Source organism: Streptomyces montanus (assembly GCF_005786655.1).
GTDB lineage: Bacteria > Actinomycetota > Actinomycetes > Streptomycetales > Streptomycetaceae > Streptomyces > Streptomyces sporangiiformans.
Window position 1 is genome coordinate 54,052 of record NZ_VBZC01000029.1, and the last position, 18,607, is coordinate 72,658.

Below are 18,607 nucleotides of genomic sequence, written 5' to 3' on the forward strand. Positions count from 1 at the left end.
TGACGGCTGTACGCAGCGGCTACGCCTGCTCGGGCTGCGGCTCCGGACTCTCCTCCGGAGCCGCGGTCGTGGCCGTGACGGCGGCGGTCGTGACCGCCCGCTCCCGAGGCCGGGACCGCGACACCGCGACGCCCGCCAGACACACCAGCCCGCCGACGAGGGTGACCCACCCCGGTACCTCGTCCAGCGCCAGCCAGGACATCAGCACCACCAGCGCGGGCACCGCGTACGTCGTCGCGCCCATCTTCCCGGCCGTCGTACGGGCCAGGGCGAAGGCCCAGGTGGTGAACGCCAGGGCAGTCGGGAAGACGCCCAGATACAGCATGTTGAGGGTCGCGGACAGCGGGGCGTCACGGGCCTCGGAGACCAGCTGACCGGCGAACGGCAGACAGGCCACCGCGCCGATCGCACAACCGAACGTGGTCACCTGGAGCGCGGAGCCGTGCCGCAGGGCCGGCTTCTGGGCGACGACACCGCCCGCGTACGCCACCGCCGCGAGCAGGCACAGCAGGACACCGAGTACGGATGCGCTGCCCTCGCCCGACATCGACAGACCGACCACCGCCGCGCCCGCGAACGACACCGCCATCCCGGCCAGCAGCCGCGGCGGCAGCCCCTCCTTGAGCAGCCACCCCGCGAGGAGGGCCATGACCAGGGGGCCGACGTTCACCACCAGGGCGGCGGTTCCCGCGTCGACCTTCTGCTCCCCCCAGTTGAGCACCACCATGTAGAGCCCGAACCAGAGCAGCCCGGAGATCACGACCCCCGGCCAGGCGGCGCGCGGCGGCAGCCCCTCCCCACGCAGGAGGCATATCAGGCCGAGCACGAGCGCCCCGGCCAGCAGTCGCCCCAGAGCCAACGCCCCGGGGGAGTACGCGGATCCCGCACTCCGGATGGACACGAACGCGGAGGCCCACAACACGACGGTCACCGCTGCGGCACCGGCGGCCAGCAGGTCGGTACGACGGGCGGACGGAGGAGACTTCATCACGCTCCAGAGGTTAGGCGGGAAGAGGCGGGAGGGCTCGCGGATTTCGGACACGGTGCTGGGAGCGGCGGCCCCCTGCGGACAAGGCGGTCAGCGGAGCATCTCGGCGGAGCCTCGCCGGCTCAGTGGAGCGCCGCCGACTCGATCCCCAGGAGCTCCGCGAAGGCCTGATCGCCCTCGTCCGTGACCTTCACGGCCCGTTCCGAGCCGATGCGTACGCACCAGCCCGCGTCCAGGGCGTGCCGGCACAGGGCGGCGCCCGCCACGCCCGCGAGATGCGGCCGTCGTTCGGTCCAGTCGAGGCAGGCCCGGGCGAGCGGCCGCCGCCCGGTGCGTACGAGAGGGATGCCCTGGCCGTCGAACCAGGCCAGCCCCTCGTCCGTGAGCGCGAACCCGGCGTCGCCTTTTTTGTACGTTCGCAGCAGTCCGAGGCCGGTCAGGGCGTCGGTGACGGCGATGCCGAGCCGCCCGGCGAGGTGGTCGTAGCAGGTGCGGCCCCGCGCCATCGCGGACCCGGCACTGGACTCACGCAGGCCGCGCGGCCGTTCGACGGCGGCCGGAGACACCTGGGCGGCGAGGTCCTCGACCAGCTGCGCGACCTGCGCGTCGGCCAGCCGTACGTAGCGGTGCCGTCCCTGCCGCTCCTCGGCGAGCAGCCCGCCCGCGACGAGCTTGCCCAGGTGCTCGCTGGCCGTCGACGCGGCGACCCCCGCGTACCGGGCCAGCTCGCCGGCGGTCCAGGCCCGTCCGTCGAGCAGCACCAGCAGAAAGGCGGCCCGAGTCTCGTCGGCGATCAGCCCGGCAAGCGCCGCGAGCCCAGGAGCCTGGGCGTTCCCGGGCCGTGTGCGGTGCGCGTTCCTGGTGCTCATGGCTCCAGCATGGAACACGGACGGTTCGGTGAGCGCCGAACGGTTCCGGGAGGGTGCTTGGGGCACCCTCGCGTGGTCCCTCCCGGCCGCGTCACGCCGTGCGCCGCATCTGCTCGTACTGCTGCGACAGCCCGTCCAGCAGCGCGGCGAGTCCCGTCGCGAAGGCCCGTTCGTCGATCTTCTCCTGCTGCTCGGAGAGCAGATGGGCCTGCCCGAGGTGCGGATAGTCGGCGGGGTCGTAGGCGGTCTCGTCGTCCACGAAGCCGCCGGCGAAGGATCCGAGCGCGGAGCCCATGATGAAGTACCGCATCAGCGCGCCGATGGACGTGGCCTGCGCGGGCGGCCAGCCCGCGTCGACCATCGCGCCGAACACCGCGTCCGCCAGGCGCAGACCGGCCGGGCGGCGGCCGGGACCGCGTGCGAGGACCGGGACGATGTTCGGGTGGTCGCGCAGGGCGGCCCGGTAGGAGACGGCCCAGTCGTGCAGCGCGGTCCGCCAGTCCCGGCCGTCCTCGAACATCGACAGGTCGACCTGTGCGCTCACCGCGTCGGCCACCGCCTCCAGGATCTGGTCCTTCGTGCGGAAGTGGTTGTAGAGCGAGGGCCCGCTCACCCCCAGCTCGGCGGCGAGCCGGCGCGTGGAGACGGCGGCCAGGCCCTCCGCGTCCACGAGCGCCCGTGCCGTCGCGACGATGCGATCGGTGCTGAGGAGAGGCTTACGCGGTCGGGCCATGGCGCACATCGTAGGGCGGGGCACGGAAACCGGCAGTGCTGATCTGCGGGCGATGCTCCGCCGCGCGACTTCAACGTCGGTGTGCGGCGGCTCCGCACGGCTGTTGACCTTTCGGCTGCGGACGTTTCGGTCTTCTGAGTATCCGGCTGAGTATGTGGGCGGATGTGGTCTCCGGCCCATTCGTCGAAACTTGCCCGCATGAGTGAGACACCGGTCAAGCAGCAGAGCACGGCAGCCTTCTACGGTCAGGCCGTCGCCTCGTTCGGCGTCGCGATGGCGGCCACCGCTCTCGGCATCTTCAACCTGCACGCCGACGCCTGGGTGCGCGGCTTCCTGGGGATCGCCGTCCTCTACCTCGTCACCTCGGCCTTCACGCTGGCCAAGGTGATCCGGGACAGACAGGAGGCCGGGCAGATCGTCAGCCGGGTCGACCAGGCCCGGCTGGAGAAACTCCTCGCGGAGTACGACCCCTTCGAGAAGGTGTGACCCCTCGCGTGGGTCGTCGCAGGGTGTCGCGGGGCGTCGCGGGTTCTCGGGGAGGGGCAGCCGGGCGGACGTCATACGCTCGCTAAGCGCCCGCTCAGGTCCCGGGGTATTGTGGTTCGTCCTGTCAGCGGAGCGGCGTCAGTGGAGAAGGGGCGAACAGCGATGAGTACGGCGGAGGAGACGTCCGGCGGCGAGATGCGGCCGTGGGCCGAGGTCACCCCGGACGCGGCCCGGCGGCTGCTCGTCGCCGCGGTGGAGGCCTTCGCCGAGCGCGGGTACCACGCGACGACCACCCGTGACATCGCGGGCCGTGCCGGCATGAGCCCGGCCGCGCTCTACATCCACTACAAGACCAAGGAAGAGCTGCTCCACCGGATCAGCCGTATCGGGCACGACAAGGCGCTCGCCATCCTGAACGCGGCGGCCGACGGCGAGGGCGGCGCGGCCGAGCGGCTCTCGGTCGCCGTACGCTCCTTCGTCCGCTGGCACGCCGCGCAGCACACCACGGCGCGCGTGGTGCAGTACGAACTGGAGGCGCTCGGCCCCGAGGCCCGGGCCGAGATCCTCGGGCTGCGCCGCCAGACGGACGCCGTCGTGCGGGGCATCATCCAGGACGGTGTGGCGGCGGGCGAGTTCGACGTGCCGGACGTCCCGGGCACCACGCTCGCGGTGCTGTCCCTGTGCGTCGACGTCGCACGCTGGTTCAACGTGAACGGCCCCCGGACACCCGACGAGGTCGGCGCGCTCTACGCCGACCTCGTGCTGCGGATGGTGGGGGCCAGGGGATGAGCCTGGTGCCGTGCCGCGCCCCATAAGGAGCGCGGGGAACTGCGCGACCAGCCACGCGCCACCCGCACCCCGTAGGGGGCGCGGGGAACTGCGCGACCAGCCACGTGTCACCCGCAGCTCAAAACCATCCGCAGACTCTCAGGCTCTCCCAAGCGGAGCGCCCCCGCTCAGAAGTAGTAGCGGGACACCGACTCCGCCACGCACACCGGCTTGTCGCCGCCCTCGCGCTCCACGGTCACCGCGGTCGTGATCTGGACGCCACCGCCCGCCTCCGCGACCTCCTTGAGCACCGCCGTGGCGCGCAGCCGCGAGCCCACGGGCACGGGGGCGGGGAACCGCACCTTGTTGGTGCCGTAGTTGACGCCCATCTGCACGTTCTCGACGCGCAGGACCTGCGGGACGAGCGTGGGCAGCAGCGACAGCGTCAGATAGCCGTGCGCGATGGTCGTGCCGAACGGCCCGGCCGCCGCCTTCTCGGGGTCCACGTGGATCCACTGGTGGTCGCCGGTCGCCTCCGCGAACAGGTCGATCCGCTTCTGGTCGATCTCCAGCCAGTCGCTGTGCCCCAACTGCTCGCCCACGGCCGCCTTCAGTTCGTCGGCTGACGTGAAGATCCTCGGCTCTGCCATGTTTCCCGGCCTCTCACGTAACGGTGTCTAAGCAACTGCTTAGCATGGTCCGCCGCGGGGTCTCTGTCAACGCACCGGGAGCGTGCAGACGGGGAGTAGGGCGCGGTGGGTAGGCTTCACGGGATGCCGCAGATTCCAGAGAAGATCCATGAACTCACGGTCGGCCAGCTGTCGGCCCGCAGCGGCGCAGCCGTCTCCGCCCTGCACTTCTACGAGTCCAAGGGTCTGATCAGCAGCCGCCGGACCACGGGCAATCAGCGCCGCTACCAGCGTGACGCACTGCGGCGGGTCGCGTTCGTACGGGCCGCGCAGCGCGTCGGCATCCCGCTGGCCACGATCCGTGACGCACTCGCCGAACTCCCCGAGGAACGCACGCCGACCCGGGAGGACTGGTCCCGCCTCTCGGAGGCCTGGCGGTCCGAACTCGACGAGCGCATCAAGCAGCTGGGCCGCCTGCGCGACCACCTCACGGACTGCATCGGCTGCGGCTGCCTGTCCCTGGAGACCTGCGTGCTGTCCAACCCGGACGACGTCTTCGGCGAGGAGCGGAGCGGCTCGCGGCTCATGGTGGAGCGCGGCTCCGGGCGGCCGAAGCGGATGCGCCGGGAGATGGCGCCCGAGGGCTGCGTTGAAGTCGAAGGCGCCTGAGAAGGGCGACTGAAGGTGCCCGAGGACTGCTGAAGCAGTTGGCGGTCCCCGCTCCGCAACCGCTTTCTCCGTCAACGTGTCTTGTCCACAGGGGAGTTGGGACGGACCCGGCACGGAGAGGAGAACGCTCATGAGCACCGCCATCTGCTCGCTGAAGTGGGAATCCGCGCACTCCGGGACACAGAGGATCACGTACGACCCGGACGGCTACCACCTGGTGCGCTTCCCGTACGTCACGGGTGAGGAGCAGTACGACCCCTGGAAGATGCACGACCCGGCGAACGGCTCGGGCTCCGCCTCGCAGTTCCCGGACCCGCGCTCCGGGCTGATCTGGCCCAGCCACGACGGCTGGGGCGTGCTCTGCGCGATGGTGTTCTGGCAGGCGGACACCCGTGCACACGAGTACCGGGCGCGCTTCGTGCGCGACCCGCTGAACGCCGGCACGGGCTACAACTCGACCGGTACCACCGACATCCAGACGACCCGTGGCGGCCAGTACCGCACCTACGTGTGGCAGATGTTCGTGCATCCCGGCACACCACTCGGCCTGAAGATATCCGCGCGCGGAACCGGCGACACGAAGGTCGCCGTGCCGATATTCCTCGCGGAGTTCAAGCTCGCCATCCACACGGATGTCGTGCGGCCGTAGGCATCACAGGGCGTCAAGACCATCACGGCATTACGTGCACGGGGGTGCGGCTTCGACCGGCGCACCCCCGTCGTGCTCAGACCGACACCAACATGCGCCCCCGCCTGGCCTCGGCCAGGGCCTCGGGTGTCAGAACGGGCCGCGGGACCACGATTCCGCAGCTTGTGCAGACCGGGCCCGAGGACGGCTCGTGGGCCAGGTCGTACTTCCATGTGAGGCGTTCGCCCGAACACGCCGGGCAGACGGAGCCGGGCTCGCGCTCCAGGGCCGCGATCAGCCGGCGCAGTACCTCCGCCAGCGGCTCATCGGGGTGGACCCGGGGGTCGTCGCACCACGCGACTCCGAAACCGCCCCAGGTCAGCCGGTGCCAGTCGTCCACACTGCCCGGCCGGCGTAACCCGTCGTGCTTTTCCTTTCTGCGGCGCTCGGCGAACGCGTCCTCGTAGGCGAGCCACACCGAGCGCGCCTCCTCGAGTTCGTCGAGCGCGGCCACCAGCCGTGCCGGATCCGGGGAACGGTCCTCGGGTCCGAACCCGGCCCGGGAACACAGGTGGTCCCAGGTGGCCCGATGCCCGTAAGGGGCAAATCTTTCAAGGCACTTGCGCAGTGAATAGCGCCGCAGTGCAAGATCGCTCCTCGGATCGCGCACCTGTCTCGCCAGACTCCGGAAACCGGCCATCGCCCTGCACCTCCGTCACACCTGCACCTGTACTTCGGTCACTTCGGCCGTCGTCGTACGGACGTCGCCGAATAGACGTATCGACACCCGATTCGGCTCCATCCAATTTCCGATGACGGCCATAACCCCCCCCGTCAGCCCCTCGTTGGAACGGCTTTCGGCCGCCTGCCCAACCCCTTTCAGCCACATGTCCAAGGTGTCGCCCGGCACCTCCCGACGTGGCGATGAGCAAAGCTGACGACTGCTCATCTTCCACTTCCGTGCTACCGGCGGTAACCTCCGGCTCACCAACGCCGGGAGGAGCAGTTATGCGACGGCGCACCTCACGCACCACCCTCAACAGACTGAGAACTCCCCGCGGATTCGCGGGGTTCCTGACAGCCGTATCCGTGTTCGTTCTCACGGCTGGTCTGCTGTCACCTCTGCCGCAGTCCGCCGCCGCCGATCCGGCGGCGGCCGCGACCGACTACTGCCAGGGGCAGTGCGCGGACATCCTGCCGCCGGGTGCCAACGGCAGCGCCACGCTCGCCGAGATCCTCACCCACCAGGTTTTCGGTACGCAGCCCTCCCATGCGGACGATCAACTCGGCCCGTACGACGCGCTGTCGTCCGGGTACCCCACTCTCACCGACGACACCCTCAAGAACTTCTACGCCGACGCCTCTTTCGGCGTCCCGTCCGACCAGGTCGCCTCCGTCACCCGGCCCCGTGGCGACGTGGCGATCACACGTGACAAGAAGTACGGCATCCCGCACATCGAGGGCACCACCCGCTACGGCACCGAGTTCGGCGCGGGATACGCGGCCGGCCAGGACCGGATGTGGCTCATCGACCTCTTCCGGCACATCGGACGCGGCGAGTTGACCCCCTTCGCGGGCGGCGCGGCCGCCAACCAGGGGCTGGAGCAGGAGTTCTGGCCGCAGGCCCCGTACACGGAGGCCGACCTCCAGAAGCAGGTCGACTGGCTGCTCAACAACTCCGGCGAGCGCGGGAAGCAGGCCATGGCGGACGCCCAGGCCTATGTCGACGGCCTCAACGCCTACCGCGTGGCGGCGAAGAACGGCCGCTACTTCCCCGGCGAGTACGTCCTCACCGGCAAGATCGACTCGATCACCAACGTGGGCGAGATCGAGCCCTTCAAGGTGACCGACATGATCGCGCTCGCCTCCGTCGTGGGCGCCCTGTTCGGAACCGGCGGCGGGGGAGAGGTCGAGTCCGCGCTCTCCCTCCTCGAAGCCCAGCGGAAGTACGGCTTCGAGGAGGGTGCCAAGGTCTGGGAGTCGTTCCGCGGACGCAACGACCCGGAGACCGTGCTCACCCTCCACGACGGCAGCAGCTTCCCGTACGGACAGAAGCCGGCGAACCCGAAGGGCACCGCCCTGCCCGATCCGGGATCCGTCGAGAAGGAGCAACTCGTCCACGACCGCACGGGCTCCGCCCGGACGGACGCGCGGACGACCACCTCCGCGGTGCCGACGCCGAGCGCGCTGAAGCCCCTGAAGGGGATCTTCGACGACGGAGTGCTCCCGGAAGACCTCTTCAGCGGCGGCGCGAGCAAGAAGGGCATGTCCAACGCCCTGCTCGTCTCGGGGAAGTCCACGGCCAGTGGCCATCCGATCGCCGTCTTCGGTCCGCAGACCGGCTACTTCGCCCCGCAGTTGCTGATGATGCAGGAGCTCCAGGGGCCCGGCATCAGCGCACGCGGCGTCTCCTTCGCGGGCGTCGGCATGTACGTGCAGCTCGGCCGGGGACAGGACTACTCCTGGTCGGCCACCTCATCGCACCAGGACATCACGGACACCTACGCCGTCCAGCTGTGCGAGCCCGGCGGCGGTGCACCCACCAAGCAGTCCACGTCCTACCTCTACCACGGCGTCTGCACCCCCATGGAGAAGCTGGAGAAGACCAACGCCTGGAAACCCTCGACCGCCGACTCCACGGCCGCGGGCTCCTACCGGATGCGGGTCTTCAGAACGAACTACGGCATCGTCACCCACCGCGCGACGATCGACGGCAAACCCGTCGCGTACACCTCGCTGCGCTCCACCTACCGTCACGAAGCCGACTCGGTCATCGGCTTCCAGATGTTCAACGACCCGTCGTACGTCAAGGACGCGAAGTCCTTCCAGCAGGCGGCACAGCACATCTCGTACGCCTTCAACTGGTTCTACACGGACTCCCGCGACACCGCCTACTACATGAGCGGCGACAACCCGGTGCGGGCGAAGGACGTCGACGGTTCCTTCCCGGTGAAGGCCGAGAAGGCGTACGAGTGGCAGGACTTCGACCCGGGGCACAACACGGCCGCGCACACGCCGCCCGCCGAGCATCCGCAGTCGGTCAACCAGGACTACTACATCTCCTGGAACAACAAGCAGGCCAAGGACTTCAGTGCCGCCGACTTCAGCCTGGGCGCGGTGCACCGGGGCGACCTGCTCGACGAGCGGGTGAAGAAGCTCGTGGCGAAGGGCGGGGTCACCAGGGCGGCCCTGGCGCGGGCGATGGCGGAGGCGGCGGTCACCGATCTGCGCGGTGAGCAAGTACTGCCGGAACTGCTGAGGATCCTGCGCGGCAAGCCGATCAGCGATCCCGCGCAGGCCAAGGCGGTCGACCAGTTGGCGGCCTGGCTGAAGGCGGGTGCCCAGCGCAACCAGACGTCCGCGGCCTCGAAGACCTATGCGCACGCGGACGCGATCCGGGTGATGGACGCGTGGTGGCCGCTGCTGGTCGAGGCCGAGTTCAAGCCCGGCCTGGGTCAGGATCTGTGGGCCGCGCTGACCGCGCAGCTCACGGTCGACGAGTCGCCGTCCGCGGGGCACGGTCCGACCGGGGCGCATGCGGGCTCGGCCTTCCAGTACGGGTGGTGGGGCTACGTCGACAAGGACCTGCGTACGGTTCTCGGTGATCCGGTGGAGGGCAAGCTGGGCCCTACGTTCTGTGGTGACGGGGGCCTCGATGCCTGCCGGGACGCTCTGCTGAGCACCCTCGGCCGGGCCGCGGCCAAGCCCGCCACCGAGGTCTACCCGGGCGACGATCGGTGCTCGGCCGGGGACCAGTGGTGCGCGGACGCGATCGTCCAGCGAGCGGTCGGCGGGATCACCCACCGCCCGATCCAGTGGCAGAACCGGCCCACGTATCAGCAGGTGGTGGAGTTTCCGTCGCATCGGTGACGGGTGCGGGGCGGCGGGTCCGGTTTTTTCGCCCCCGCCGCCCCTACCCGTCCCATCCCGTACCTGGGGGCTCCGCCCCCAGACCCCCGTATCGGCCTGAACGGCCTCGTCCTCAAACGCCGGACGGGCTGATTGATGCCGGCCTCCGCTGAAATGATCAGCCCGGGCCGCGGTAATTCAGCCCCTCCGGCGTTTGAGGAGCGGGGGTCCAGGGGGCTGGCCCCCTGGCGGGGTCTGGGGCGGAGCCCCAGGGGACGGGAATGGGTAGGGGCGGCGGGGGCGAGAAACCCCGGACCTCCGCCGCCACGCGTCACCGCACGCGCCCCGCCGCCAGCACCACCTGAGCCAACTCCCGGTGGCAGATGTCGCTATGGGCCCCGGACGGGGGCCCACCCCGCTTCACCACCGAGGCCGCGTCGATGTTCACGACCCCCGACGTCGGCAGCTTCGTGCGCAGGGCCTCGGCGAGTGTGAGTTTCTTCGTGCCCTCGACCGCCTGGACCCCGTTGTGGCCGAGCGCGCCCCACTTCGCGCCGAGAAGGCGGGGCAGCCCGAGGCCGGCGGCCGAGGAGTCGTCGCCCGCCATGCGCGAGGCCAGCGGATAGAGCGTGCCGAGCGCGGAGTCGAAGCGCGAGAAACAACACACCAAGGGGCCGTCGATGCGGCTCTGTTGCCCGTGCAGTGCCCCCTTGCCCCGCGCGTTGTGGGGCAGACGCGTCGCGAACGCGTAGTGGGAGAAGGCCCCTTGGAGCAGGGTCACGGACTTGACGGTGTGTACGCCCTCGGGCAGCCCGCGCAGCGCGAACGAGACGAGTCGGGCGCCGAAACTGTGCCCCGCGAGATGGACGCGCAGGTCGGGCGACGCATGCGCGAGCTGCCCGAGCGTGCGTCCGAGTCCGCGCTCACCGACCGTGCCGGCGCGCCGCTTCATGGCGTAGTAGGTGGCCTGGCGCAGCAGTTCGTGCGCCCCGTCCCACAACTGGGGCAGCCCGAACGCGGCCTCGGCCCCGCCGGGTCCCGGCGGGGCCGGCGCGCCCTCGCCGTCGTGCGCGGTGTCGGCGAGCGCCCGCGCGAAAGCCCGGCACATCTCCGCCGTGTCCCCGGAGAGCATCTCCGGCTCGGACCGGGGTTTCCCCGCCGTCCCCGCCGTCCCCGCCGTCCCCGCCGGTCCCTCCGGTCCCTCCGGCCCTTCCGTCAAGGTGTCCTCGGCGAAACCGGTCTGCGGCCCCTCAGCAGGCGCCTCGACAAGGAGCCGCACGAGCCGCCCGTACTCCGCCAACGAGGCGTCGTCGTCCGGCTGTTCGTCGAGCAACTCGCTGATCTGGTCGATCACGGTGGCCCGATCGGGAAAGACCTCCACCAGCGCGCGCCGCGTGCCCTTGTCCAGCCTTGGGCGGCCGGGCGCGGCCGGGATCACCGACCGCTCGAAGTCGGGGATCGGCTCGTCCGTGAACCGCATCGACGGCCACATCACCCCCACGTATCCGAGATGGGCCGTCGGCGCGAGCCCGGGGATGTGCTCGAAGAAGCGGCTGTAGAGCCGTGTCGCGATCGACCGGTCGTTGTTCCAGCCGTGCGCGAACACGAGCAGGTCGTGGACGCCCCGCTCCCGCGCCTGCTGGAGCAGCCGGTCGCGCTGCTTGCCGTTCACATCCCCGTCCGCGTCGAAAGTCAACTCCCAGTACGGAGTCACGCCCACATCCGGTTCCGCCATGACGAGCCCCCTTCGGCCCCGTGTCCGGTGCGATGTGCCCGCATCGTCCCGCCGAGGGCGAAGGTTGGCCATACGCCACGTCAGGTCCGGCATGCCCGAACTGATGTCTCGGTGGAAGGGGGCGCATCAGCGGTGGCACGAGGGGCTCGGCGGTGGCAGAGGAGCTCAGCCGTAACCGAGGGGCCTACCGGTGGCAGAGCGGCTCAGCCATACAGGAGGTACTCCCGGCGTACGCGCCGGAACGCGGCCAGCTCTCCCTGCCACGCCGCCACGACCTCGTCGGCGCTCGCCCCCGCGTCGATCATCGTGCGTACCTGTGTGGAGCCGGTGAGCTTGTCGATCCAGTTGTCGGAGCGCCAGGCGAAGCCGCTCCACGCTTTCCTGGCGGTCACCAGGAGCGCGATTCCGGTGCGTACGGGGTCGTACGCCGTCCGGTCGTGGACGTGGATCTGTACGCCCCCGACGGTCTTGCCCTGGAACTTGGAGAAGGTGGGCGCGAAGTACGCCTCCCTGAAGTGCACGCCGGGCAACCCGAGTCGACTGACCTCGGCGGCCCAGCGCCGGTCGATGCCCTCCGCGCCGAGCAGTTCGAACGGGCGGGTAGTACCGCGCCCCTCCGACAGGTTCGTGCCCTCGAAGAGACAGGTTCCCGCATACACGAGGGCGGTGTCGGGGGTCGGCATGTTGGGGCTCGGCGGCACCCACGGCAGCCCGGAGTCGTCGTAGAACTGGGTGCGCTTCCATCCGCTCATCAGGACCGTCTCGAGCGGCACCGGAGACGTCAGGAACTCGCCGTTGAACAGCCGCGCGAGCTCCGCGACCGTCATGCCGTGCGCCTGTGAGATCGGCTGTCGTCCGATGAACGTCGCGAACTCCTTGTGCAGCACGGGCCCTTGGGCCGCCCGCCCGGTCACCGGGTTCGGCCGGTCGAGCACCATGAAGCGCTTGCCCGCGAGGGCGGCGGCCTCCATGCAGTCGTACAGCGTCCAGATGTACGTGTAGAAGCGCGCGCCCACGTCCTGGATGTCGAAGACGACGGTGTCGACGCCGGAGGCCGTGAAGATGTCGGCGAGGGGCCGGCCGCTCTTCAGGTACGTGTCGTAGACGGGCAGTCCGGTCGCGGGGTCGTCGTACCGCCCTTCGGAGCCGCCCGCCTGGGCCGTCCCCCGGAAGCCGTGCTCGGGTCCGAACACCGCGATCAGGTTCACCCGGTCGTCGGCGTGCATCACGTCCACGATGTGGCGTACGTCCCTGGTGATGCCCGTCGGGTTGGTGACGATGCCGACCCGCTCGCCGTCGAGCGGCGCGTAGCCGCCCGCGGCCAGGCGCTCGAAGCCGGTACGCAACCGGCGACCGCCGGCTGCGGATGTACCCGAACCCGCTGTCTGCGCGGCCGCGCTGGACGCGCCTGCGGTGGACGGGCCCGCCGAGAACGCGGCCGCGGCGGTGGCGGCGGCGAGTAATCCCCGTCTGGGCAGCGGGTTGCCCCCCGGTCGGGCGGTGCCGGGAACGTGGGGGCGCATGGTGTACCTCCATGGTCGCGGAAGCTGGCATCCGCACGCTAGCGTGCGGATCGGCGCCGGGGAACGAAGCGGACAGAACCGGTCGGACACCCCTGTGGTGCGGGCCACCACCCCTTCCACAGTTACATACCGACCGGTTAGTCTGGCCTGCAGCAGAGCCGATTCTCGTCGCGTCGAAGGAGACCGATGGTGGAAGCCGTGCAGGATGCCGGAGTGGTCGTCACCGGAGCGGGAGGCGGTATCGGTGCCGCACTGGCCCGCCGCTTCGCAGCCGAAGGGGCCCGCGTCGTCGTCAACGACCTGGACGCCGCGAAGGCGAAGGCCGTCGCCGACGAGATCGGCGGCATCGCGGTCCCCGGCGACGCCTCCGCGATCGTGACCGAGGCCCGGGACGCGCTCGGCGGCACGGTCGACGTCTACTGCGCCAACGCCGGCCTCGCCTCCGGCGGAACCGAGGCAGCCGACGAGAAGGTCTGGGCACTGGCCTGGGACGTGAACGTGATGGCCCACGTCCGCGCGGCGCACGAACTGCTCCCCGCCTGGCTGGAGCGCGGCAGCGGCCGCTTCGTCTCCACGGTCTCGGCGGCGGGCCTGCTCACGATGGTCGGCGCCGCCCCCTACAGCGTCACCAAGCACGGCGCGTACGCCTTCGCCGAGTGGCTCTCGCTCACCTATAGCCACCGCGGCATCAAGGTCCACGCGATCTGCCCCCAGGGCGTACGCACCGACATGCTGGCCGCCACGGGCAGCGCGGGCGATCTCGTGCTCCAGCCGACCGCGATCGAGCCCGAGGACGTCGCGGACGCGCTCTTCGAAGGCATCGAGGCGGACCGCTTCCTGATCCTGCCGCACCCCGAGGTCGCCGGGTTCTACCGGGCGCGGGCCACCGACCCCGACCGCTGGCTGACGAACATGAACCACATCCAGCAGAAGTGGGAGGCGGACGGCAGGTGACGACCTCTCTGTACGCGGCGAAGCCGTGGCTCGCCCGTCTCAACGACGCCCAGCGCGCACCCGTCAGCCCGGCGCCCTCGCTGGTGCACGCCCTGCGCACAGCCGTCGCCGAAACGCCGGATCACCCCTGCCTCGCCTACTTCGACGGACGGCTGAGCTACGCCGAGGTGGACGAGCTGAGCGACTCCCTGGCGGCGTACTTCGCGGCCCGTGGCGTGCGGGCCGGCGACCGGATCGCGATCCTGCTGCAGAACAGCCCGCACTTCGTGCTCGCCCTCCTCGGCGCCTGGAAGGCGGGCGCGATCGTCGTCCCCGTCAACCCGATGTACAAGACCGGCGAGGTCAGCCACGTCCTGCGGGACGCCGAGGTCACGGCGCTCGTCTGCGCGGACCGTGCCTGGGAGTCGTATCTGCGCGACACGGCCGCCGACTCGCCCGTACGCATCGTCCTCACCGCATGCGAGCTGGACTTCCAATCGCGCGACGACGCGCGCGTGCTGAGCTTCGAGCGGCTGCCGCAGGCCGCCGACGCGGACGACCTGGCGACCGTCGCCCGGCTGCGCCACGAGGCTCCCGCGGGCCGTGACCCCGGGCCGTCCGACATCGCGCTCATCAGCTACACCTCGGGCACGAGCGGCACGCCCAAGGGCGCCACCAACACCCACGGCAACATCATGTTCAACGCCGAGCGGCAGCGGACGGGCCTCGGCCTGCCCGAGGCGCCCGTCTACTTCGCGATGGCGCCCCTGTTCCACATCACCGGGATGGTCTGCCAGCTCGGTGCCTGCCTCAACAGCGCCGGAACGCTCGTCCTCGCGTACCGCTTCGAGGCGGGCGTCGTCCTCGACGCGTTCGCCGAACACCGGCCCGTCTACACCGTCGGCCCGTCGACCGCCTTCATGGCACTCGCCGCCCACCCGTCCTGTACGCGCGAGCACTTCGCGTCCTTCCGGATGATCTCCTCGGGCGGTGCGCCGCTGCCGCCCGCGCTGGTCGAGAAGTTCCGCGCCGGCTTCGGGCCGTACATCCGCAACGGTTACGGCCTCACCGAGTGCAGCGCGCCGTGCGCCTCCGTGCCGCCCGGCCAGGAGGCCCCCGTCGATCCGGTCTCCGGGACGCTGGCCGTCGGTGTGCCGGGCCCCGACACGGTCGTACGCATCGTCGACGACCAGGGCAAGGAGGTGCCGTTCGGGGAGCAGGGCGAGATCCTCGTGCGCGGACCGCAGGTCGTGCCCGGCTACTGGCGGCGCCCCGAGGCCACCGCGGAGACCTTCCCGGACGGCGAACTGCGCACCGGCGACATCGGCTTCATGGACGCGGACGGCTGGCTCTACGTCGTCGACCGCAAGAAGGACATGATCAACGCGTCCGGTTTCAAGGTGTGGCCCCGCGAGGTCGAAGACGTGCTCTACACCCACCCGGCGGTCCGTGAGGCGGCGGTCGTGGGCGTACCGGACAGCTACCGCGGCGAGACGGTCAAGGCGTACATCAGTCTGCGCCCCGGCAGTGACACGGACGGCGACGAACTCGCTACGTATTGCAGGGAGAAACTGGCAGCGTACAAGTCTCCGCGCGTAGTCGAGATCCTGCCTGACTTGCCGAAAACGGCCAGTGGGAAGATCCTCCGGCGGGAGTTGCGCACGCGCACGGACGGTGCGGGCAGCCCCGACAACGGTCAGTGACTTTCGGAAGGCAGGTGGCTGCAAAGTGGCCAGGATGACGGACGGGGACGGGACACCCGTACCGAGGCGGCTGTTGGCGGCCGCCACCAGACTCTTCGCCGAGCAGGGGTACGACCGCACTTCGGTGCAGGAGATCGTCGAGGCGGCGGGCGTCACCAAAGGCGCCCTGTACCACTACTTCGGTTCCAAGGACGACCTGCTGCACGAGGTGTACGCGCGCGTGCTGCGCGTTCAGCAGGAGCGTCTTGACGCCTTCGCGGACGCGGACGCGCCCGTCGACGAGCGGCTGCGGGCCGCCGCGGCGGACGTCGTCGTCACGACGATCGACAACCTCGACGACGCGGCGATCTTCTTCCGCTCCATGCACCACCTCAGCCCCGAGAAGAACAAGCAGGTACGCGCCGAACGCCGCCGCTACCACGAACGCTTCCGCGCCCTGATCGAGGAGGGGCAGGAAGCGGGCGTCTTCTCCAAGGCAACGCCCGCGGACCTGGTGGTGGACTACCACTTCGGTTCCGTCCACCACCTGTCGACGTGGTACCGCCCCGACGGGCCGCTGACCCCACAGCAGGTGGCCGACCACCTCGCCGACCTGCTGCTGCGCGCTCTGCGGCCGTAGAGGTGCGGCGGCCGTAGGGGCGCGGCCGACAGGCCGGCCGTCACATTCCTGTCCGCGGGGGTCGATGGGAATGTGACGACCGCGCCTTGGGCGCCGCGTGGCCCTGAAGGCCTAGAGGTACTGCTTGATCTCCCGGCGGGCCAGCGAGCGCTGATGCACCTCGTCCGGGCCGTCCGCGAGCTTCAACGTGCGGGCGCTCGCCCACAGTTCGGCCAGCGGGAAGTCCTGGCTGACGCCGCCCGCGCCGTGCAGCTGGACGGCCTTGTCGAGGATGTCGACGACCGTGCGCGGAGTCGCGATCTTGATCGCCTGGATCTCGGTGTGCGCCCCGCGATTGCCGACGGTGTCCATCATCCAGGCCGTCTTCAGGACGAGGAGCCGCACCTGCTCGACGGCGACCCGCGCGTCCGCGATCCAGTTCTGCACCACACCTTGCTGGGCGAGCGGCTTGCCGAAGGCCGTGCGTGACACTGCCCGCCGGCACATCAGCTCGATGGCCCGCTCCGCCATGCCGATCAGCCGCATGCAGTGGTGGATGCGGCCCGGCCCGAGCCGCGCCTGGGCGATGGCGAAGCCGCCGCCCTCCTCGCCGACGAGGTTCGCCACCGGCACGCGCGCGTGGTCGAAGACGACCTCGGCGTGCCCGCCGTGAGAGTGGTCTTCGTACCCGTAGACCTGCATCGCGCGGCGCACCTCGACGCCCGGAGTGTCACGGGGCACGAGCACCATGGACTGCTGGCGGCGGATGTCGGCGCCGTCCGGATCCGTCTTGCCCATCACGATGAAGATCCGGCAATCCGGGTTCATCGCCCCGGAGATGTACCACTTGCGGCCGGTGATGACGTACTCGTCGCCGTCCCGCTCGATGTGCGTGGTGATGTTCGTGGCGTCGGACGAGGCCACCTCGGGCTCCGTCATCGCGAACGCCGAGCGGATCTCACCCGCCAGCAACGGCTCCAGCCACTGCTTCTTCTGCTGCTCGTCGCCGAACTGGGCCAGCACCTCCATGTTTCCGGTGTCCGGCGCCGCGCAGTTCAGCGCCGTGGGGGCCAAGTGCGGGGAACGGCCGGTGATTTCGGCGAGCGGCGCGTACTGGAGGTTCGTCAGCCCCGCGCCGTACTCGGCGTCCGGCAGGAAGAGGTTCCACAGACCCTGCCGTTTGGCCTCGGCCTTCAACTCCCCGACCACGGCGGGCGTGTCCCACGGCGAGGCGAGCCGGGCGCGCTGCTCCTCGGCGACGGCTTCCGCGGGATAGACGTACTCGTCCATGAAGGCCAGAAGCCTCGCCCGCAGTTCTTCGGTACGTGCGTCGAAAGCGAAGTCCATGTCCGGTCAGCCTTCCTGAAGAGTGGTCAGGCCGTGCCCGATGAACACGGGCACCAGCTCGCCGATGCGGTCGAAGCCCGCGCCGACCGTCTGGCCGAGCGTGTAGCGGTAGTGGATGCCTTCGAGGATCACGGCGAGCTTGAACCAGGCGAACGCCGTGTACCAGGCGACGGCGGACACGTCGCGCCCCGAGCGCGCGGCGTACCGCTCGACGATCTCGGCCGGTGCAGGATGCCCGGCGGCCGAGGCGGTCGTGGAAACGGGGGAGTCGGGCACCTCCAGCGGGATGCTGTACATCACCAGCAGCCCCAGGTCGGTGAGCGGATCACCGAGCGTGGACATCTCCCAGTCGAGGATCGCCGCGATCCGCCCGTCCTCGCCGATCAGTACGTTGTCGAGCCGGTAGTCGCCGTGCACGACCGTGGCCGCGGGGGAGTGCGGCAGCTCGCGCCCGAGCGCGGCGCTCAGTTCGTCGATCCCGGGCAGCTCCCGGTTGCGGGAGGCGTCCAACTGCTTTCCCCAGCGCCGCAGTTGCCGGTCCAGGAAACCCTCAGGCCGGCCGAAGTCCGCCAGCCCCACCTCGGCGGGGTCCACCGCGTGCAGTTCGACCAGCGTGTCGACGAGGCTCAGCACCGCGTCGCGGGTGCGCTCCGCACCGAGCGGGGCGAGCTGAGGGGCGGTCCGGTACGGCGTGCCCTCCACGAAGTCCATGACGTAGAACGGCGCGCCCAGCACCTCCTCGTCCTCACACAGCAGCACCGGCCGCGGCACCGGCACGGCGGTCGGGTGCAACGCGCTGATCACCCGGTGCTCGCGCTTCATGTCGTGCGCGGTGGCCAGCACATGGCCCAGCGGAGGCCGTCGTACGACCCATCGCGCGGTGCCGTCCGTCACGGCGTACGTGAGGTTCGACCGTCCGCCCTCGATCAGCCGGCCGGTCAGCGGGCCGTTGACCAGTCCGGGCCGCTCGGCGTCGAGCAGCCCGCGCAACCGGTCGAGATCGAGACCTGGCGGGTGGTCTGAGCTCATCGTGTTCCTCCGTACTCCGGGTAAGGGGTCCTACTTATGATGCCGACCGGTCGGTATGCCGTCCAGTGCGGGGACGAAACGTGATCCGCGTCTCGGCCTCCATTAGATCTCTTCCGGTAG

General features: G+C 70.4%; 18 protein-coding genes. 8 read left to right on the top strand and 10 right to left on the bottom strand.

What is annotated here, in order from left to right; genetic code table 11:
- Window positions 1-19 precede the first annotated feature (19 nt).
- From FE633_RS25320 to FE633_RS25330, 3 genes are all read right to left on the bottom strand, one after another.
- Entirely contained in the window at window positions 20-988 is a 969-nt protein-coding gene (locus tag FE633_RS25320) for a DMT family transporter (protein ID WP_138047549.1), read from the bottom strand.
- A gap of 122 nt (window positions 989-1,110) precedes the next feature.
- Complete coding sequence (locus tag FE633_RS25325; protein WP_138047492.1) at window positions 1,111-1,857, bottom strand: ArsR/SmtB family transcription factor; 747 nt, start codon at window positions 1,855-1,857, stop codon at window positions 1,111-1,113.
- Window positions 1,858-1,948: 91 nt separating this feature from the next.
- Window positions 1,949-2,590, bottom strand: coding sequence for a TetR/AcrR family transcriptional regulator (locus tag FE633_RS25330; protein WP_138047493.1), 642 nt, complete (start codon window positions 2,588-2,590; stop codon window positions 1,949-1,951).
- A gap of 198 nt (window positions 2,591-2,788) precedes the next feature.
- On the opposite strand from FE633_RS25330, the gene FE633_RS25335 reads away from it, so the two are divergent.
- Window positions 2,789-3,076: a YiaA/YiaB family inner membrane protein gene (locus FE633_RS25335; RefSeq protein WP_119103401.1), complete on the top strand. Its 288-nt coding sequence runs from the start codon at window positions 2,789-2,791 to the stop codon at window positions 3,074-3,076.
- 162 nt (window positions 3,077-3,238) lie between these two features.
- On the top strand, window positions 3,239-3,865 hold the full coding sequence (locus FE633_RS25340) for a TetR/AcrR family transcriptional regulator (RefSeq protein ID WP_138047494.1): 627 nt from the start codon (window positions 3,239-3,241) through the stop codon (window positions 3,863-3,865).
- A 167-nt stretch (window positions 3,866-4,032) separates the two neighbouring features.
- On the opposite strand, the gene FE633_RS25345 is transcribed toward FE633_RS25340, so the two are convergent.
- Entirely contained in the window at window positions 4,033-4,494 is a 462-nt protein-coding gene (locus tag FE633_RS25345) for a MaoC family dehydratase (protein WP_138047495.1), read from the bottom strand.
- A gap of 123 nt (window positions 4,495-4,617) precedes the next feature.
- Here FE633_RS25345 and soxR point away from each other — a divergent pair, with 123 nt between their 5' ends.
- Both soxR and FE633_RS25355 read left to right on the top strand, forming a co-directional pair.
- Window positions 4,618-5,142, top strand: coding sequence for a redox-sensitive transcriptional activator SoxR (soxR, locus tag FE633_RS25350; RefSeq protein WP_138047496.1), 525 nt, complete (start codon window positions 4,618-4,620; stop codon window positions 5,140-5,142).
- Between the two features lie 130 nt (window positions 5,143-5,272).
- Window positions 5,273-5,791 (top strand): hypothetical protein, encoded by a 519-nt coding sequence (locus FE633_RS25355; protein ID WP_138047497.1) that lies wholly within the window; start codon window positions 5,273-5,275, stop codon window positions 5,789-5,791.
- Between the two features lie 76 nt (window positions 5,792-5,867).
- On the opposite strand, the gene FE633_RS25360 is transcribed toward FE633_RS25355, so the two are convergent.
- Window positions 5,868-6,470, bottom strand: coding sequence for a hypothetical protein (locus tag FE633_RS25360; RefSeq protein ID WP_119103396.1), 603 nt, complete (start codon window positions 6,468-6,470; stop codon window positions 5,868-5,870).
- 15 nt (window positions 6,471-6,485) lie between these two features.
- Window positions 6,486-6,719, bottom strand: a complete 234-nt coding sequence (locus tag FE633_RS25365) for a hypothetical protein (protein ID WP_138047498.1) — start codon at window positions 6,717-6,719, stop codon at window positions 6,486-6,488.
- 59 nt (window positions 6,720-6,778) lie between these two features.
- Here FE633_RS25365 and FE633_RS25370 point away from each other — a divergent pair, with 59 nt between their 5' ends.
- Complete coding sequence (locus FE633_RS25370) at window positions 6,779-9,640, top strand: penicillin acylase family protein (RefSeq protein ID WP_138047499.1); 2,862 nt, start codon at window positions 6,779-6,781, stop codon at window positions 9,638-9,640.
- Window positions 9,641-9,950: 310 nt separating this feature from the next.
- Here the strand turns inward: FE633_RS25370 and FE633_RS25375 are convergent, their stop codons facing one another.
- Window positions 9,951-11,354 (bottom strand): serine-threonine protein kinase, encoded by a 1,404-nt coding sequence (locus FE633_RS25375; protein WP_138047500.1) that lies wholly within the window; start codon window positions 11,352-11,354, stop codon window positions 9,951-9,953.
- Between the two features lie 203 nt (window positions 11,355-11,557).
- On the bottom strand, window positions 11,558-12,877 hold the full coding sequence (locus tag FE633_RS25380) for an exo-beta-N-acetylmuramidase NamZ family protein (RefSeq protein ID WP_138047501.1): 1,320 nt from the start codon (window positions 12,875-12,877) through the stop codon (window positions 11,558-11,560).
- Window positions 12,878-13,063: 186 nt separating this feature from the next.
- Between FE633_RS25380 and FE633_RS25385 the strand changes: the two genes are divergently transcribed.
- Genes FE633_RS25385 through FE633_RS25395 form a run of 3 tightly spaced genes read left to right on the top strand, consistent with a single transcriptional unit; the run spans window position 13,064 to window position 16,132 of the window.
- Window positions 13,064-13,831 carry an SDR family oxidoreductase gene (locus FE633_RS25385; RefSeq protein ID WP_138047502.1) on the top strand — a complete coding sequence of 256 codons (768 nt, stop codon included), beginning with the start codon at window positions 13,064-13,066 and terminating at the stop codon, window positions 13,829-13,831.
- Window positions 13,828-15,513 (top strand): class I adenylate-forming enzyme family protein, encoded by a 1,686-nt coding sequence (locus tag FE633_RS25390; protein WP_138047503.1) that lies wholly within the window; start codon window positions 13,828-13,830, stop codon window positions 15,511-15,513. The genes FE633_RS25385 and FE633_RS25390 overlap by 4 nt, the downstream gene beginning before the upstream one ends.
- A gap of 25 nt (window positions 15,514-15,538) precedes the next feature.
- The gene (locus FE633_RS25395; RefSeq protein ID WP_138047504.1) at window positions 15,539-16,132 is read left to right on the top strand and encodes a TetR/AcrR family transcriptional regulator; all 594 of its coding nucleotides are present in this window, start codon (window positions 15,539-15,541) and stop codon (window positions 16,130-16,132) included.
- A gap of 111 nt (window positions 16,133-16,243) precedes the next feature.
- On the opposite strand, the gene FE633_RS25400 is transcribed toward FE633_RS25395, so the two are convergent.
- Both FE633_RS25400 and FE633_RS25405 read right to left on the bottom strand, forming a co-directional pair.
- Window positions 16,244-17,458: an acyl-CoA dehydrogenase family protein gene (locus tag FE633_RS25400; protein WP_138047505.1), complete on the bottom strand. Its 1,215-nt coding sequence runs from the start codon at window positions 17,456-17,458 to the stop codon at window positions 16,244-16,246.
- 6 nt (window positions 17,459-17,464) lie between these two features.
- Window positions 17,465-18,487, bottom strand: a complete 1,023-nt coding sequence (locus tag FE633_RS25405) for a phosphotransferase family protein (RefSeq protein ID WP_138047506.1) — start codon at window positions 18,485-18,487, stop codon at window positions 17,465-17,467.
- Window positions 18,488-18,607 lie beyond the last annotated feature (120 nt).

Excerpts from the sequence above, each read along its gene's own strand:
- FE633_RS25345 (WP_138047495.1), bottom strand. The coding sequence starts at position 4,494 with ATGGCAGAGCCGAGGATCTTCACGTCAGCCGACGAACTGAAGGCGGCC.
- FE633_RS25320 (WP_138047549.1), bottom strand. The coding sequence starts at position 988 with ATGAAGTCTCCTCCGTCCGCCCGTCGTACCGACCTGCTGGCCGCCGGT.
- FE633_RS25365 (WP_138047498.1), bottom strand. The coding sequence starts at position 6,719 with ATGAGCAGTCGTCAGCTTTGCTCATCGCCACGTCGGGAGGTGCCGGGC.
- FE633_RS25360 (WP_119103396.1), bottom strand. The coding sequence starts at position 6,470 with ATGGCCGGTTTCCGGAGTCTGGCGAGACAGGTGCGCGATCCGAGGAGC.
- soxR (WP_138047496.1), top strand. The coding sequence starts at position 4,618 with ATGCCGCAGATTCCAGAGAAGATCCATGAACTCACGGTCGGCCAGCTG.
- FE633_RS25380 (WP_138047501.1), bottom strand. The coding sequence starts at position 12,877 with ATGCGCCCCCACGTTCCCGGCACCGCCCGACCGGGGGGCAACCCGCTG.
- FE633_RS25400 (WP_138047505.1), bottom strand. The coding sequence starts at position 17,458 with ATGGACTTCGCTTTCGACGCACGTACCGAAGAACTGCGGGCGAGGCTT.
- FE633_RS25375 (WP_138047500.1), bottom strand. The coding sequence starts at position 11,354 with ATGGCGGAACCGGATGTGGGCGTGACTCCGTACTGGGAGTTGACTTTC.
- FE633_RS25340 (WP_138047494.1), top strand. The coding sequence starts at position 3,239 with ATGAGTACGGCGGAGGAGACGTCCGGCGGCGAGATGCGGCCGTGGGCC.
- FE633_RS25325 (WP_138047492.1), bottom strand. The coding sequence starts at position 1,857 with ATGAGCACCAGGAACGCGCACCGCACACGGCCCGGGAACGCCCAGGCT.
- FE633_RS25355 (WP_138047497.1), top strand. The coding sequence starts at position 5,273 with ATGAGCACCGCCATCTGCTCGCTGAAGTGGGAATCCGCGCACTCCGGG.
- FE633_RS25405 (WP_138047506.1), bottom strand. The coding sequence starts at position 18,487 with ATGAGCTCAGACCACCCGCCAGGTCTCGATCTCGACCGGTTGCGCGGG.
- FE633_RS25335 (WP_119103401.1), top strand. The coding sequence starts at position 2,789 with ATGAGTGAGACACCGGTCAAGCAGCAGAGCACGGCAGCCTTCTACGGT.
- FE633_RS25370 (WP_138047499.1), top strand. The coding sequence starts at position 6,779 with ATGCGACGGCGCACCTCACGCACCACCCTCAACAGACTGAGAACTCCC.
- FE633_RS25385 (WP_138047502.1), top strand. The coding sequence starts at position 13,064 with ATGGTGGAAGCCGTGCAGGATGCCGGAGTGGTCGTCACCGGAGCGGGA.
- FE633_RS25330 (WP_138047493.1), bottom strand. The coding sequence starts at position 2,590 with ATGGCCCGACCGCGTAAGCCTCTCCTCAGCACCGATCGCATCGTCGCG.